The sequence below is a fragment of the Herbaspirillum lusitanum P6-12 genome (genome assembly GCF_000256565.1).
GTDB classification, from domain to species: Bacteria; Pseudomonadota; Gammaproteobacteria; order Burkholderiales; family Burkholderiaceae_D; genus Herbaspirillum; species Herbaspirillum lusitanum.
The window spans coordinates 1-13,935 of record NZ_AJHH01000499.1; the positions used below are offsets into that span (position 1 = coordinate 1).

Sequence of the window (13,935 nt, forward strand, 5' to 3'; positions counted from 1 at the left end):
AGTGTGCTTGCATGGTGTCTCCTTGTTGTCGATGCTTTCTGATGAAGCGATCTGTGATTGCTTTGGTGCTGCCGTTACTGCTGCGGTATTGCTTTTGCCTGCCATGTTATAGCTTACTTCCCGCGTCGCTGCGCCAGCAGCTTGACTGCAAAATCGACGCGTACGTCCTTGGCGGCGACCATTTGTTGCACCACCCAATCCATCTCTTCTGCAGATGCCCCAGCCGCCAGTCCGATATTGCGGGCATGCAGCGCCATGTGGCCGCGCTGGATGCCTTCGGTGGCGAGCGCGCGCAGGGCGGCCATGTTTTGCGCGAGGCCGACGGCGACGGCGATCTCGGCCAGTTCCTGCGCCGATTTGACGTCCATCATCTTGAGCGCCAGGCGCGCCAGCGGATGCGTCTTGGTGGCGCCGCCGACCAGGCCGACCGGCATCGGGATCTCCAGCGTGCCGACCAGGTGGCCGTCGTTGCCGATTTCCCAGGTGGAGAGCGAAGTGTAGTGTCCGTTGCGGCAGGCATAGGCATGCGCGCCGGCTTCCACCGCGCGCCAGTCGTTGCCGGTGGCGACGATGACCGGGTCGATGCCGTTCATGATGCCCTTGTTGTGCGTGGCGGCGCGGTAAGGATCGACGGCGGCGAAAGTATAGGCGTCGACGATGCGGTTGATGACGTCGGCGCCGTCGTAGTCGGCCGTCGTCAGCGCTTCAGGCGAGACGCGCACGTGGGCGCGCGCCAGGCGCAGGTCGGCGAGGTTGGACAGGATGCGCAGGCGCACCTTGCCGCCGGTGATCTGTTCGATATGGCCGGCCACTGCTTCGGCCATGGTGTTGACGGTATTGGCGCCCATGGCGTCGCGCACATCCACGATCAGGTGGGTCACCACCATGGCGCCGCGTCGGGTGTCGGGAAAGACCTGCACCTCGATGTCGCGGCAACCGCCACCCAGCTGCTGGAGCAACTGGTCGCGACTATTGGCGATGTCGATGATGGCCTGCCTTTCCTTGAGGATGGCCAGGCGCGCACCGTGCGGATCGCTGATGCCGGTCAGCTGGATCTGGGCGCGCATGAGGGGCAGGCTGCTGGAGGTCTGGAAGCCGCCGCAGTCGCGGATCAGCTTGGCCATGAACGAGGCGGCCGCGACCACCGAGGGTTCTTCCACGGCCATCGGCACCAGCACGTCCTTGCCGTTCAACTGGAAATAGCCGGCCACGCCCATCGGTATCTGGAAGGTGCCGATCACGTTTTCGATCATGCCGTTGGCGACTTCCAGCGGCAGCGCGGCCGGATTGGCGAGCAGGGCGACTTCGTCTGCCGTGAGGTTGGCGCGCTGGGCGATCTGCTCCAGGCGTTGTTGCGGATTGAGCGAACGGAATTGCGGGAGTCGGGAGTCGACGGTCATGTATGCCTCTGCTTTGTCTCAGTGTTGTCTCAGTCTTATGCACCGGCAGGAGCCGGATGGAATGCAGGCAAGAATAGCAGGCTGTACCCAATTTATTTGGTACACTTTTGACGAACAGTGCAACAACTGTACCCAAGACACTTGTCCTGCGATGCAACATCCGCCCGGAGCCGCCATGCCCAGCGTTTCACCTTCTTCTTCCATTCCTTCCACACTGACGCAACGGCTGGTGCAACTGATCCGGCGCCAGATCAGCGAAGGCGTCTATGCGCCGGGCAGCCGCCTGCCGTCGATCCGCGACATGGCGAAAACCCACGACTGCGCCAAGAACACCATCGTCAACGCCTTCGATTACCTGACCGCGCTGGGCGTGCTGGAGCCGCGCCGCGGTTCCGGTTTCTTCGTCTGCGCGGCGGCGCCGGCGATCAAGGACGACGACGAAGCCTCGTCGCTGAGCCGCGCGATGGACGTGGTCTGGCTCATGCGCGAACAATTGAAAAGCGATCCCGAGCACTTGCGGCTGGGCGACGGCTTCCCGCCGGTGGACTGGCTCAACGAAGTACGGCTCGACAAATTCCACCAGAAGGTGGTGCGCACCGGCCTCGGCGCCTTGTTCGGCTACGGCAGCCGTTTCGGTTACCAGCCGCTGCGCCAGCACCTGGTGCATCGGCTTGCGAATCACGGCATCGACGCCTCGGCCAGCCAGATCGTACTGACCCATGGCGCGAATCAGGCGCTCGATATCGTGATCCGCAATTTCGTCAAACCGGGCGACCGCGTGCTGGTCGACGAGCCCGGCTACTACATGCTGTTCGGCAAGCTCAAGCTGGGCGGCGCGCGCATCGTCGGCATCCCGCGCCTGGCCGACGGGCCGGACCTCGAGGCGCTTGAGCGCGAGCTCAAGATCGGCAAGCCCTGCCTGTTCTTCACGCAGACGCTGGCGCACAATCCGACCGGTTCCGACACCTCGCCGCACAAGGCGCACAAGATCCTGCAACTGGCCGATCGCTACAACGCCATCGTCGTCGAGAACGATACCTTCGCCGACTTCAAGCCCAACGCCGCGCCGCGCATTTCCACGCTGGATCAGCTGCGCCGCACGATCTACGTCGGCAGTTTTTCGAAATCGGTGTCGGCGGCCTTGCGCGTGGGCTTCCTGGCCTGTCATCGCGATCTCGCCAGCGACCTCGCCGACATCAAGATGCTGGTGCACGTGAGCAGTTCCGAATACTGCGAGCGCACGCTCGACGTCATCCTCAGCGAAGGCCATTACAGCCGCCATGCCGCGCGTCTGCGCGATCGCCTGACGCAGGCGACCGAGAGCTCGCGGCGTCTGTTGGAGAACATGGGCGCGGAACTGTTCTGCTCGCCGGCGCAATCGATGTACCTGTGGGCGGCGATGCCGGGTTATCCGGATTCCAAGGCGCTGGCGCAGGCGCTGATGCGGCAGAACATCGTCACCGCGCCGGGCAGCATTTTCCATATCGATACCGAAGCGCCGTCGCGCTGGTCGCGTTACAACGTCGGCCTGCTCGGCGATCCGCGTTTCGCGGCGGCGATGCAGGGCTTGCTGCCCTGAAAGCGTTCCGCAGGGCAAGCAGGGGCGGCGAGCCGGTTTGCTCTAGAATGGATGCCTTTCCAGGGCAATCACTTACCTTCCATGTTAGCCAAACCACCACTGCTGAGCGTCGCCGAAGCATTGAAATTCCTGCTCAAGTCGGCCGTGCCGCTGAACCAGGCCGAAACCATTCCCACGCTGGAGGCCAACGGCCGCGTGCTGGCCGCGCCGCAGGTATCGCAGATCAACGTGCCGGGCATGGACAATTCGCAGATGGACGGCTACGCCGTGCGCGCAGCGGAATGCGCGAGCGGCGAGACGCGCCTGCGGGTGTCGCAACGCATTCCGGCCGGCCATGTCGGCGTCGCGCTGGAGCCCGGCACGGCCGCGCGCATCTTCACCGGCGCGATGGTGCCGCAAGGCGCGGACGCCATCGTCATGCAGGAAGCCTGTGAGTTCAGTAAAGATGCCGACGGCGACCATGTCATCGTGCGTCATGTACCGCAAGCAGGCGAGTGGATTCGTGAAACCGGTGAAGACATCAAAGCCGCCGACACCATCCTGCCGGCCGGCGTGCGCTTGCGTCCGCAAGAGCTGGGGCTGGCCGCATCGGTCGGTCTGGCGAGCCTGCCGGTACTGCGCAAGTTGCGCGTGGCGGTGTTCTTCACCGGCGACGAACTGACCATGCCGGGCGAAGCGCTCAAGCCCGGCGCGATATACAACTCCAACCGTTTCCTGCTGCGCGGCCTGCTGGAAAACCTCGGCTGCGAGGTGAAAGACTTCGGCATCGTGCCCGACCGGTTGCAAGCCACGCGCGACACCTTGCGCGCGGCGGCGGCCAGCCATGATCTGATCATCACCAGCGGCGGCGTCTCGGTCGGCGAAGAAGACCACGTCAAGCCGGCGGTCGAGGCCGAAGGCCGCCTCAACATGTGGCAGATCGCCATGAAGCCGGGCAAGCCGCTGGCGTTCGGCGAGATCAATCGCGGCAGCGGCAAAGCGTTTTTCCTCGGCCTGCCGGGCAATCCGGTATCGACCTTCGTCACCTTCCTGGTGTTCGTTCGGCCGTTCCTGTTGCGCCTGCAAGGCATCGACAACGTCGCGCCGCGCACCTTGACGCTGCGCGCCGATTTCAACTGGCACAAGGCCGACCGCCGCCAGGAATTCCTGCGCGCGCGTTTCAACGATGCCGGCGGCCTCGACCTGTTCCCGAAACAGGGATCGGGCGTATTGACTTCCACCGTCTGGGGCGACGGCCTGATCGACAATCCGGCCGGCAAGACCATCGCCGAGGGCGATCTGGTGCGCTTCATTCCCTTCGATCACTTGCTGCATTGAGCACGCCGATATTTTTCAGGACCAGAATCACATGAAAATAGAACTCCGTTTTTTTGCCAGCGTGCGTGAAGCGCTCGGCGTCACGCAAGAGATCATCGACTTGCCCGACCACGTCAAGACCGTCGGCGACGTACGTGCCTTCCTGATGGGACGCGGCGGCCTCTGGATGGAAGTGCTGTCGCCGGAGAAGGCGCTGCGCATGGCCTACGACCACAACATGGTCGAACCGGGCACGCTGATCGAAGAGGGCGGCGAAGTCGCGTTCTTCCCGCCGGTAACCGGCGGTTGAGAGAGATCATGCCACTGCAGAAGGAAGACCTCGATCGCATTGCCGGCGGCACGCTGGCGCACTACGAAGGACGCGCCGACGACTTCCGCGAAGGCACGCGCGACCATGACGTCAGCCAGAACATCAATGCCTTGCTTGATGCCATATCGGAATCTCCATCGGCATCGGCGCCGCTGACGATACTCGACTTCGGCTGCGGTCCCGGCCGCGACCTGCGGACGTTCAGCAAGCTCGGCCATCGCGCCATCGGCCTGGACGGCACGCCCAGTTTCGTCGAGATGGCGCGGCGCGCGCCGATTCCGGCTGTGAAGTGTGGCAGCAGAACTTCTTTGAACTGGACTTGCCCGCCGCCTTCTTCGACGGCGTGTTCGCCAACGCCTCGTTGTTCCATGTCCCCGTCGCGGAACTGCCGCGCGTGCTAGGTCAATTGCACGCTACGCTGAAGCCGGAGGGGGTGCTGTTCTGTTCCAATCCGCGCGGCAGCAACAGCGAAGGATGGAGCAGCGGGCGCTATGGTTCGTACCACGACCTCGAGGCATGGCGCGGTTTCATGACGGCGGCAGGCTTTGTCGAAATCCGGCATTATTACCGTCCCGACGGCTTGCTGCGTTCCGAGCAGGCGTGGCTGGCCACGGTGTGGCGCAAGCCTGCCGGGACTTTGGCGACAGTCAGGCGCAGTTAAAAAAAGCCGGCGCCAATGTAGCGCGCGGGAAAAAGCAGGCAGGAACCAAGTGAGGAGACGCTCATATGTTGAAGACAAGGAGATATCTTGCACCTGACCACTGAAATTGCCGCCTGGGCGGTCCAGGACACGCGCCTGCTGCTGTCCGTCCTGATCGCGCTGATCGCCATTGTCGTGCTGATCAGCGTACTCAAAATCGCTCCCTTCCTCTCGATCCTGCTGGGCACGTTCATCGCCGGCACCGGCGGGGGCCCCCCGCCCGGCTCGATGGCGCGCGCCGATTCCGGCTGTGAAGTGTGGCAGCAGAACTTCTTTGAACTGGACTTGCCCGCCGCCTTCTTCGACGGCGTGTTCGCCAACGCCTCGTTGTTCCATGTCCCCGTCGCGGAACTGCCGCGCGTGCTAGGTCAATTGCACGCTACGCTGAAGCCGGAGGGGGTGCTGTTCTGTTCCAATCCGCGCGGCAGCAACAGCGAAGGATGGAGCAGCGGGCGCTATGGTTCGTACCACGACCTCGAGGCATGGCGCGGTTTCATGACGGCGGCAGGCTTTGTCGAAATCCGGCATTATTACCGTCCCGACGGCTTGCTGCGTTCCGAGCAGGCGTGGCTGGCCACGGTGTGGCGCAAGCCTGCCGGGACTTTGGCGACAGTCAGGCGCAGTTAAAAAAAGCCGGCGCCAATGTAGCGCGCGGGAAAAAGCAGGCAGGAACCAAGTGAGGAGACGCTCATATGTTGAAGACAAGGAGATATCTTGCACCTGACCACTGAAATTGCCGCCTGGGCGGTCCAGGACACGCGCCTGCTGCTGTCCGTCCTGATCGCGCTGATCGCCATTGTCGTGCTGATCAGCGTACTCAAAATCGCTCCCTTCCTCTCGATCCTGCTGGGCACGTTCATCGCCGGCACCGGCGCCGCTGGAAAAGATCGCCTCCTCGTTCAGCAAGGGCGCCGGCAGCATCCTCGGCGAAGCCGGTATCATCATCGCGCTGGGCGCCATGCTGGGTGCACTGATGGCCGACTCGGGCGCGGCCGACAAGATCGTCACGACACTTTTACGTTACGCCAAAGGCGCGGCGATCCCGTGGATGATGGCGCTGGTGGCGCTGGTCGTCGGCTTGCCCCTGTTCTTCGAAGTCGGCCTGGTGATGATGGCGCCGATCATCTTCGTGATGGCGCGCCGTTCGCAACAACCGATCCTGCGCGTGGCGATTCCGGCGCTGGCCGGCATGACCACCTTGCACGCCTTGCTGCCGCCGCATCCGGGTCCGCTGATCGCGGTGAGTGCCTTGCATGCAGATCTCGGCACTACCATGCTGCTGGGGTTTGTGGTGGCGATTCCGGCAGTGATCCTGGCCGGCCCCCTGTACGGCATGTGGCTCGCGCCGCGCATGCCCATCGGTGAACCGGAGCAGATCGGCGCCTTGTTCAAGGGCCAGCAGGCGCCTGAACTGCAACCGGGCTTCCTGCCGTCGTTGATCACCATCCTGTTGCCGGTCGTGCTGATGCTGGGTCGCACCGTCGCCAAGATCTGGGTCATGCCTGAGACGACCTTGTTCGAGATGCTCAACTTCTTCGGCGAACCCATCATCGCGCTGACCGTGACGGTGCTGTTTGCGGTAGTGGTGCTGGGCTGGAGCCGTGGCGTCAGCCGCACCGACGTCGGCGCCATCCTGCGCAAGGCCTTGCCGCCGATCGCCGGCCTGTTGCTGACCATCGGCGCGGGCGGCGGCCTCAAGCAAGCCTTGCTGACCGCCGGCATCAGCGACACGATTACCAAGGTGGCGACCGGCACCCACGTGCCGTTGATCCTGCTGGCCTGGCTGATCGCCGTGGCGCTGCGCCAGGCAACCGGCTCGGCGACCGTGGCCACGACCGCCACGGCCGGCATCGTCGCGCCGCTGGTGGCGAGCCTGTCGGGCACGCACAATGCGCTGATGGCGCTGGCGATCGGCGCCGGCTCGGTATTTTTCTGCCACGTCAACGATGCCGGCTTCTGGATGGTGAAGGAATACTTCGGCCTCGATCTCAAGCAGACCTTCGCGACGTGGTCGGTGATCCAGACCATCGTGTCGGTGGTCGGACTGGTCATGACGCTGCTGTTGTGGGGCGTGCTGACCTGAGCATCGTTTCTCGTGCTGAACAAGTCCCGGCAAGTCCGGGACTTGTCGTTTCTGCGGCCGGGCAGCCGGCCACTTTAGGTACAATGGACGCGATTCCATTTGACTGCTTCCCCCATGCCGATCCGCGTCCAGACTGCCGACTTTGACCTCAGCGCCGAGATCGCCGCGCTGCGCCTGAACAACCCCAAGGTTGGCGCCGTGGTGAGTTTCGTCGGCACGGTGCGCGACCTCAACGACGGCGCCAGCGTTCAGGAGATGGAACTCGAACACTATCCCGGCATGACCGAGAAGGCGCTCGGGCAGATCGTCATCGACGCCAAGGCACGCTGGGAGATTTTCGATGCGCTGGTCATTCACCGCGTCGGCCCGCTGCAGCCGCTCGAACAAATCGTGCTGGTGGCTGTGACGGCGAAGCATCGCGGCGTCGCATTCGCCGCTTGCGAATTCATCATGGATTACCTCAAGACGCAGGCGCCGTTCTGGAAAAAGGAACGGACGCCCGAAGGCGCGCGCTGGGTGGATGCACGCGAGAGCGATGATCAGGCACTGTCGAAGTGGCAGGCGGATCCATCCTCTTCCAACGCAGACTGAGCTTTTTCTCTCCCGACAATAACAACATGTTCCGTCTTCCGACCACTGCTACCGCACCGTTCTGTCCCTCCGAAGTTTCCGGCAGCGTCTCGGTTCCGTCGCACGCCACCGTCTGGCAAAAACTCAAGGTCTACGTCGGTCCCGGCCTGCTGATTTCCATCGGCTACATGGATCCGGGCAACTGGGCCACCTCGGTGCAGGCCGGTTCGCAATTCGGCTATCAATTGCTGTTCGTGGTGATGCTGTCGAGCCTGGCGGCGATTGTGCTGCAATGCCTGTGCGCACGGCTGGGCATCGTCACCGGCAAGGACCTCGCGGTGCATTCGCGCGAAAACTATCCGCCGGCGGTGGGCAAGGGCATGTGGGTATTTGCCGAGTTGTCGATCATCGCCTGCGACCTCGCTGAAGTACTGGGTTGCGCGCTGGCATTCAAATTGTTGTTGGGCGTGTCGCTGCCGGTCGGCGTGCTGCTGACGGCGCTCGATACCGTGATCGTGCTGGGCCTGCAGGGACGTGGATTCCGCCAGGTGGAAGCGATCATTCTCGGGCTGGTGGTGACGATTGCGGTATGCCTGTTTGCGCAGCTGGCGTTCGTGAAAGCCGACTGGCACGCCGTGGTGCAGGGCTTCGTGCCGTCGCTGGCGGCGCTGTCGAGCCGCGAGCCGCTGTATCTGGCCATCGGCGTGCTCGGCGCCACGGTGATGCCGCACAACCTGTATTTGCATTCGTCCATCGTGCAGACGCGCGCGGTGAAACGCGACCGCGCCGGGCTGCTCGAAGCGATCCGCTACACCCGCGTCGACACCACCGTGTCCCTGCTGATTGCGATGGCGATCAACGCCGCCATCCTGATCCTCGCGGCGTCGGCCTTCCATCGCAGCGGCCGCACCGACGTGGTCGACCTGGACGTTGCTTATCATTTGCTCGATCCGATCACCGGCACTTCACTCGCGGCGATCCTGTTCGGCGTGGGCTTGTTTGCGGCGGGGCAGAGTTCGACCTTCACCGGCACGATTGCCGGCCAGGTGATCATGGAAGGTTTCCTCAAACTGAAAATCCCGTGCTGGCAGCGCCGCCTGGTCACGCGCGGGCTGGCGCTGATTCCGGCGCTGATCGGCGTGCTGACGCTGGGCGAGCATTCGGTCGGACGCCTGCTGGTGCTCAGCCAGGTGGTACTGAGTCTGCAGTTGCCGTTTGCCATGTTCCCGCTGATCCGGCTGACCAGCCGGCGCGACCTGATGGGCGATTTCGCCAACCCGGTGTGGCTCGCCGCGCTGGTGTGGATGCTGTTCCTCGGCATCAGCGCGGCCAATACCTGGCTGGTGGTTCAGCTGTTCATTTAGCTTCTTTGCGGCTGCCGGGCTCCAGCGTCACGGTGCAGGTCAGGCCCGCCGCCAGCAACACATCCTTGGGCACTTCATCGATCTGGATGCGCACCGGAATGCGTTGCGCCAGCCGCACCCAATTGAAGGTCGGGTTGACGTCGGCCAGCAATTCTCGGCTTTGCGGATTGTCGCGGTCGTAGATGCCGCGCGAGATGCTGTCGACGTGGCCGCGCAAGGTGGCGCCGTTGATCAGCTGGATTTTGGCCTTGTCGCCGACGGCGACGTAGGGCAACTTGGTCTCTTCGAAATATCCATACACCCAGAACGAATGGCTGTCGATGATGGCGATCTTGGCGGCACCCGCGCTGGCGTAGTCGCCGCGACGCACGCTCAGGTTGGTGATGTAGCCGTCGACCGGCGCATAGACCTTGGTGCGGTCGAGATTGAGCTTGGCGCTGTCGCGCTGGGCGATGGCGACCTGGTATTGCGCTTCGGCGCCGGCGACCTGGCTGCCGGCGTCTTCACGGTTTTCGCGCGAGACCACCAGCGCATCGACATCAGCACGGCGGCGGGCCTGGGCGCGGCGCATGTTCAGGTCGGCGCGACGGGCTTCCACTTCAGCGCGGCGCACGTCCAGCTCGGCCTTGCGGGCGGTGACGGCGGCTTCGGCCTGTTGCAGCGCCAGTTGGTAGCGCGATGGATCGATCTGCATCAGCAGGTCGCCCTTGTGCACCAGCTGGTTGTCGCGCACGGGCAAGTCGACCACCTGGCCGGCGACGTCCGGCGCGATGTTGACGACCTCGGCGCGCACGCGGCCGTCGCGTGTCCACGGCGACACCATGTAGTGCTGCCACAGGCTCCACGCCAGGAAGATCGCGGCCAGGAAAATCAGCGCCGTGACGAGGAAACGAAAAATCGATTTGACCGACATGATGAGTAACTCCCGATGATTTCTGTATCTGTTGTGTTTTTGCTTAAGCGTAGATGGCGAGTCCGAGCAGCGCCGCGATGCACGTGAACAAACTCACGCGAAACAGCGCCGGATGCCACACTAGGTTGTACAGGCCGATGCGCACGAGGATGCGATCGGCGACCAGCGCGATGGCGCCGGCGACGATGACGGCCAGCAGCAACGTCGGCACGTAGGCGTCGAAGAAGGAAATTTCACGCGGCATGGTGGGCTCCTGAAGATGTGGCGGCATCGCCGTTCTGATGCATGGGTTGCAAGGGCGATTGCGGATCGAGCAAGGCGGTGCGGATGAAGTGCAGGTAACTCAGCGTGCGTTGCAGGCGATGGCGTTCGCTGCGCTCGCGGTAATGCGGGCCGATGGCTTGCTGGACTTCGGCGATGGTGCGGTTGTTGGCGTCGAGCACGGCCGCCAGCGTGGCTGGCGTGGGCTGGCGGAACAGCGCCGGCAGAGCTTCCCGCAGACGATCCAGCGCGGCGTAGGCGGCCGGCGACAACAGGCCGGGATTGCCGCTGCGGATGCCGTGCAGTTCGGTGCGCAGCTCAATGATGGCGTGGCCGATTTCCAGCGTGGCGAACATCCAGCCGAAAGCGTCCTTGCGCAATGCAGGACGGCTGCCGGTGAGCATGGTGATCTGGTGCATCAGGTCGCGTGTGCCGCTTTCGAACTGCAGCGCCAGGTGCGCCAGTTTGCCGAAGCAGGCCTGCACGACCTGCTTGCGCAATTGCTTTTCGAGATGGCGCACGGTCCAGTTGGTGGTCGGCGGCAACAGCACCATGAAGGCGACGGTGGTCACGACCAGTGAGAGCATCAGCGCGATCGATTCGTTCAGGTAGCCGGCGGCGTTGAAATGCGCCAGGTTGTCCGGCACCGCCACGAACGGGAAGAAGATGCAGATGCCGAGTCCGTAACCGGCCAGCGTCGGCTTGGTGGTCAGCAGTACTGCCAGCATCAGCACCGGCGTCAGCGCTGCGGCCAGCATCCAGAATCCGTCCAGCTGCGGCACGATATGGAAGGTGTAGAAGTAGCCCAGCACCACCGCCAGCGCCACGCCCATGGTGACGGTGCGGGTCGCCTTGGCGGGGTCAGGTGCGGCCGAAGTGATGGCGCAGAACGCCGCCGCGTTGAGCGCCGCGACGTCGCCGCTCGGCCAGCCGCTCAGGATCCAGAACGTCGACAGTCCGATCAGCGTGATCGCGGCACGGGCGCCGGCGATGCTCGCCGTGACCATGCTGGTCTTGGGCGCGTAGACGTGCTCCCATTGTTCGCGTTCGTGGCGGCGTTGCACCAGCGAGGCGTAGGTGAGGGTGTAGGCGTGCAGCTCTTCGATCACGCGGTACAGCAACTCGGAGGCGGTGTCGAAATCCAGTACGGCATCGTCGTCGAGTTCCTGCGAGCGGGTATGGGCATCGCGGGTGGCGCGCACGCGGCGCGGCAATTCCTGTTTGTAGCTTTCCAGCTTGAGCGCGGCATCGGCGGCGTCGATGGCGGTCATCACCGGCTCGCCGCCGCTGCGGGTCAGCAGGGGTTGGACCTCGCGGAAATAGGGCGAGATCGCATCGATCACCAGTTGCGCCGACGGATTGCGGCTGTCGTGCAGGCGGTTCATCAACTGGTGCAGCGCGTGCACTCGTGTCGACAGCGCCATGAACTCGCTGTTCATGCGCGTGAGGCGACCGCTGCGCAGGCGGATTTCCGGGTCTTCGAAGATGGCCGAACTGCGCAGCGCTTCGAGTCCGATGATGTCGCCGACGAAGCGCGCATTGGTCGCTTCCAGCGCCTTGCGGTCGGCGCTGCCGCCGAGCGTGTTGCCGATCAGGTCGACAAAGGCGGTGAAACGGCCTCGAATGATGCGCACCAGGCCGGGCGCACTGGCTTGCGGGAATACCAGCGCGCTGACCACGCCGGCGCAGACGATGCCGACGGTGATCTCGGTCACGCGCGTCATCACCGAGTCGAACGTCAGCGCCGGATTGAGCGCCGCCGGGATGCCGATCAGCGCCACCGTGTAGCCGGACAGCACGAAACCGTACGAGCGGAAGTTGCGGTTGTGCGCCGAGCCGACCGTGCACAGGCCGATCCAGCATGCGGTGGCGAGCAGGAACAGTTCCGGCGTCTGCGCGAACAGGCCGACGAACACGACCACCGCCGCCGAGCCGACCAGCGTGCCGATGACGCGGTAGAAACTTTTGGCGAGGATCATGCCGCTCTGCGGCTGCATCACGATGAAAACGGTGATCAGGCCCGAGCGCGGCGATTCGAGGTCGAGCGCGTAGCCGATGCCGAGCGCCAGCAGGCCGGCGAAGACCATCTTGAAAACGTAGATCCAGTTGGGGAAATCGGTCTGCCACCAGTCGGCGGCGGCATCATGCAACTGCCGTCCGAACGACTGAGGCGCCGGAGTAGTTGCTGTGGCTGAGGTGGCTGATGTGGCTGAGGTGCTCACTGCGCGGCTCCTGCTTGCAGCGTGGCCGCCGCTTCGGTCTCAGGCGCCGACACTTCCAATCCACCGCCCAGCGCAACGGTGAGGCTGGCGTAAGCGGTCAGCTTCTGCGCCAGCAACTGCTGCACCACTTGTTGCTGGTGCTGCCATTGGGTCTGCGCGGTCAGCACGTTGACGTAGTTGGTCAGGCCACGCTGGTAGGCGCGCGTGGCGATGTCGATGTTCTTTTGCGCGGCCGCCACCGAGAGGTCGGCCTGCACCTGCTGGCGTTGGATCGCCTGCAGCGTGACGATCTGGTCGGCGATGCTCTTGAGCGCCTGGCTCAGGAGCAGGTTGTAGTGCTCTACTTCCATGTCGTAGCCGGCGGTAGTGGCGCCGAGCTGGCCGCGCAGGCGGCCGCCTTCAAAGATCGGCAGCGAAATCGCCGGGCCGTAAGTGGTGGTGATGTTGCGTGCGCTCAGGAAACTCAGCAAACCGCCTCCGGCCGCAGTCGGGCCGATGCTGGCCAACAGGTTGACGTTGGGATAGAAGGCCGCCTTGGCCACGGCGATGCCCTTGGCCGAGGCTTCCACGCGCCCTGATGTCGGGACGGCGGCCGATCAGTTCAGCCGGCAGGGCGCTGGGCAGTCCGAGCGCGGCTTGCAGGTTCATGACCGGGCGCGTGATGTTGTCGCCGGCGCCGGGACCTTCGCCGAGCAGGGCCGCCAGCTGGTTGCGCGTGAGGGCGATATTTTCATTGAAGACTTCGATCTGGCGGCGGGTCTCCGGCAGCGGGACTTCGGCCTGGGTGATTTCCATTTGGGTGCCGATGCCGCCACGGAAGCGGCGGTTGGCGAGGTCGAGGATCTGTTGTTCCTGTTTCAGCGTGTCCTGCGCGCTGTCGAGCAGGCCGTATTGCAGCGACAGCTGCACGTAGGTGCGCACCACGTTGCTTTCCAGTTCGAGCTGGGCGGCACGGGCGTCGGCGGCGACGGCATGGATTTCATCCTGCGCGCGTTCGGTGGTGTTGCGATTGCGGTCCCACAGGTCGAGGTTGTAGGACAGGCTCAGCACCGCGGTGTTGTTCCAGGTCAGCTTGTCGCGGAAGCTGGCGCCGTAATAGACGTTGTCGGACCAGTCCTTGCGGCCGACGGCGGCGTCCAGCTGCGCCTGCGGCAATTCGCCGGCATGCGCGACCACGGCCATGGCCTGGGCCTGGCGCACGCGCGCGGCGCTTTAT

At 64.2% G+C, this 13,935-nt stretch carries 11 protein-coding genes and 3 pseudogenes; 8 read left to right on the forward strand and 6 right to left on the reverse strand.

The window, feature by feature from the left end:
- Positions 1-113: 113 nt before the first annotated feature.
- Entirely contained in the window at positions 114-1,400 is a 1,287-nt protein-coding gene (locus tag HLUSI_RS0116810) for a hydroxymethylglutaryl-CoA reductase, degradative (RefSeq protein ID WP_016835072.1), read from the reverse strand.
- A 175-nt stretch (positions 1,401-1,575) separates the two neighbouring features.
- On the opposite strand from HLUSI_RS0116810, the gene HLUSI_RS0116815 reads away from it, so the two are divergent.
- The 8 genes and pseudogenes from HLUSI_RS0116815 (at position 1,576) to HLUSI_RS0116850 (ending at position 9,323) form a co-directional block, all read left to right on the forward strand.
- Positions 1,576-2,979, forward strand: a complete 1,404-nt coding sequence (locus HLUSI_RS0116815; protein WP_029363635.1) for an aminotransferase-like domain-containing protein — start codon at positions 1,576-1,578, stop codon at positions 2,977-2,979.
- A gap of 81 nt (positions 2,980-3,060) precedes the next feature.
- Positions 3,061-4,296 carry a molybdopterin molybdotransferase MoeA gene (locus tag HLUSI_RS0116820; RefSeq protein ID WP_016835074.1) on the forward strand — a complete coding sequence of 412 codons (1,236 nt, stop codon included), beginning with the start codon at positions 3,061-3,063 and terminating at the stop codon, positions 4,294-4,296.
- 31 nt (positions 4,297-4,327) lie between these two features.
- The gene (gene moaD, locus HLUSI_RS0116825; RefSeq protein ID WP_016835075.1) at positions 4,328-4,585 is read left to right on the forward strand and encodes a molybdopterin converting factor subunit 1; all 258 of its coding nucleotides are present in this window, start codon (positions 4,328-4,330) and stop codon (positions 4,583-4,585) included.
- A gap of 8 nt (positions 4,586-4,593) precedes the next feature.
- Positions 4,594-5,267, forward strand: a pseudogene (locus HLUSI_RS29155) (class I SAM-dependent methyltransferase).
- Positions 5,268-5,354: 87 nt separating this feature from the next.
- Positions 5,355-5,933 (forward strand): class I SAM-dependent methyltransferase, encoded by a 579-nt coding sequence (locus HLUSI_RS29160; RefSeq protein ID WP_016835077.1) that lies wholly within the window; start codon positions 5,355-5,357, stop codon positions 5,931-5,933.
- 87 nt (positions 5,934-6,020) lie between these two features.
- Positions 6,021-7,389 (forward strand): annotated as a pseudogene (locus HLUSI_RS29165) (GntT/GntP/DsdX family permease).
- 114 nt (positions 7,390-7,503) lie between these two features.
- On the forward strand, positions 7,504-7,980 hold the full coding sequence (gene moaE, locus HLUSI_RS0116845) for a molybdopterin synthase catalytic subunit MoaE (RefSeq protein WP_016835080.1): 477 nt from the start codon (positions 7,504-7,506) through the stop codon (positions 7,978-7,980).
- A 26-nt stretch (positions 7,981-8,006) separates the two neighbouring features.
- Positions 8,007-9,323, forward strand: a complete 1,317-nt coding sequence (locus tag HLUSI_RS0116850) for an Nramp family divalent metal transporter (protein ID WP_016835081.1) — start codon at positions 8,007-8,009, stop codon at positions 9,321-9,323.
- On the opposite strand, the gene HLUSI_RS0116855 is transcribed toward HLUSI_RS0116850, so the two are convergent.
- The 5 genes and pseudogenes from HLUSI_RS0116855 to HLUSI_RS34270 all read right to left on the reverse strand — a co-directional run.
- The gene (locus tag HLUSI_RS0116855) at positions 9,316-10,236 is read right to left on the reverse strand and encodes an efflux RND transporter periplasmic adaptor subunit (protein WP_016835082.1); all 921 of its coding nucleotides are present in this window, start codon (positions 10,234-10,236) and stop codon (positions 9,316-9,318) included. The genes HLUSI_RS0116850 and HLUSI_RS0116855 overlap by 8 nt on opposite strands.
- 43 nt (positions 10,237-10,279) lie before the next feature.
- Positions 10,280-10,480: a DUF1656 domain-containing protein gene (locus HLUSI_RS0116860; RefSeq protein ID WP_016835083.1), complete on the reverse strand. Its 201-nt coding sequence runs from the start codon at positions 10,478-10,480 to the stop codon at positions 10,280-10,282.
- Positions 10,470-12,647 carry an FUSC family protein gene (locus HLUSI_RS0116865; RefSeq protein ID WP_016835084.1) on the reverse strand — a complete coding sequence of 726 codons (2,178 nt, stop codon included), beginning with the start codon at positions 12,645-12,647 and terminating at the stop codon, positions 10,470-10,472. The genes HLUSI_RS0116860 and HLUSI_RS0116865 overlap by 11 nt, the downstream gene beginning before the upstream one ends.
- Positions 12,648-12,715: 68 nt before the next feature.
- Positions 12,716-13,288 carry a TolC family protein gene (locus HLUSI_RS34265; RefSeq protein WP_330987167.1) on the reverse strand — a complete coding sequence of 191 codons (573 nt, stop codon included), beginning with the start codon at positions 13,286-13,288 and terminating at the stop codon, positions 12,716-12,718.
- Between the two features lie 178 nt (positions 13,289-13,466).
- A pseudogene (locus tag HLUSI_RS34270) lies at positions 13,467-13,901 on the reverse strand (TolC family protein); the annotation flags it as partial.
- Positions 13,902-13,935 lie beyond the last annotated feature (34 nt).

What these genes read in the sequence shown, in the direction of transcription:
- HLUSI_RS0116810 (WP_016835072.1), bottom strand. Translation starts at nt 1,400, where the DNA reads ATGACCGTCGACTCCCGACTCCCGCAATTCCGTTCGCTCAATCCGCAA.
- HLUSI_RS0116815 (WP_029363635.1), top strand. Translation starts at nt 1,576, where the DNA reads ATGCCCAGCGTTTCACCTTCTTCTTCCATTCCTTCCACACTGACGCAA.
- HLUSI_RS0116820 (WP_016835074.1), top strand. Translation starts at nt 3,061, where the DNA reads ATGTTAGCCAAACCACCACTGCTGAGCGTCGCCGAAGCATTGAAATTC.
- moaD (WP_016835075.1), top strand. Translation starts at nt 4,328, where the DNA reads ATGAAAATAGAACTCCGTTTTTTTGCCAGCGTGCGTGAAGCGCTCGGC.
- moaE (WP_016835080.1), top strand. Translation starts at nt 7,504, where the DNA reads ATGCCGATCCGCGTCCAGACTGCCGACTTTGACCTCAGCGCCGAGATC.
- HLUSI_RS0116850 (WP_016835081.1), top strand. Translation starts at nt 8,007, where the DNA reads ATGTTCCGTCTTCCGACCACTGCTACCGCACCGTTCTGTCCCTCCGAA.
- HLUSI_RS0116855 (WP_016835082.1), bottom strand. Translation starts at nt 10,236, where the DNA reads ATGTCGGTCAAATCGATTTTTCGTTTCCTCGTCACGGCGCTGATTTTC.
- HLUSI_RS0116860 (WP_016835083.1), bottom strand. Translation starts at nt 10,480, where the DNA reads ATGCCGCGTGAAATTTCCTTCTTCGACGCCTACGTGCCGACGTTGCTG.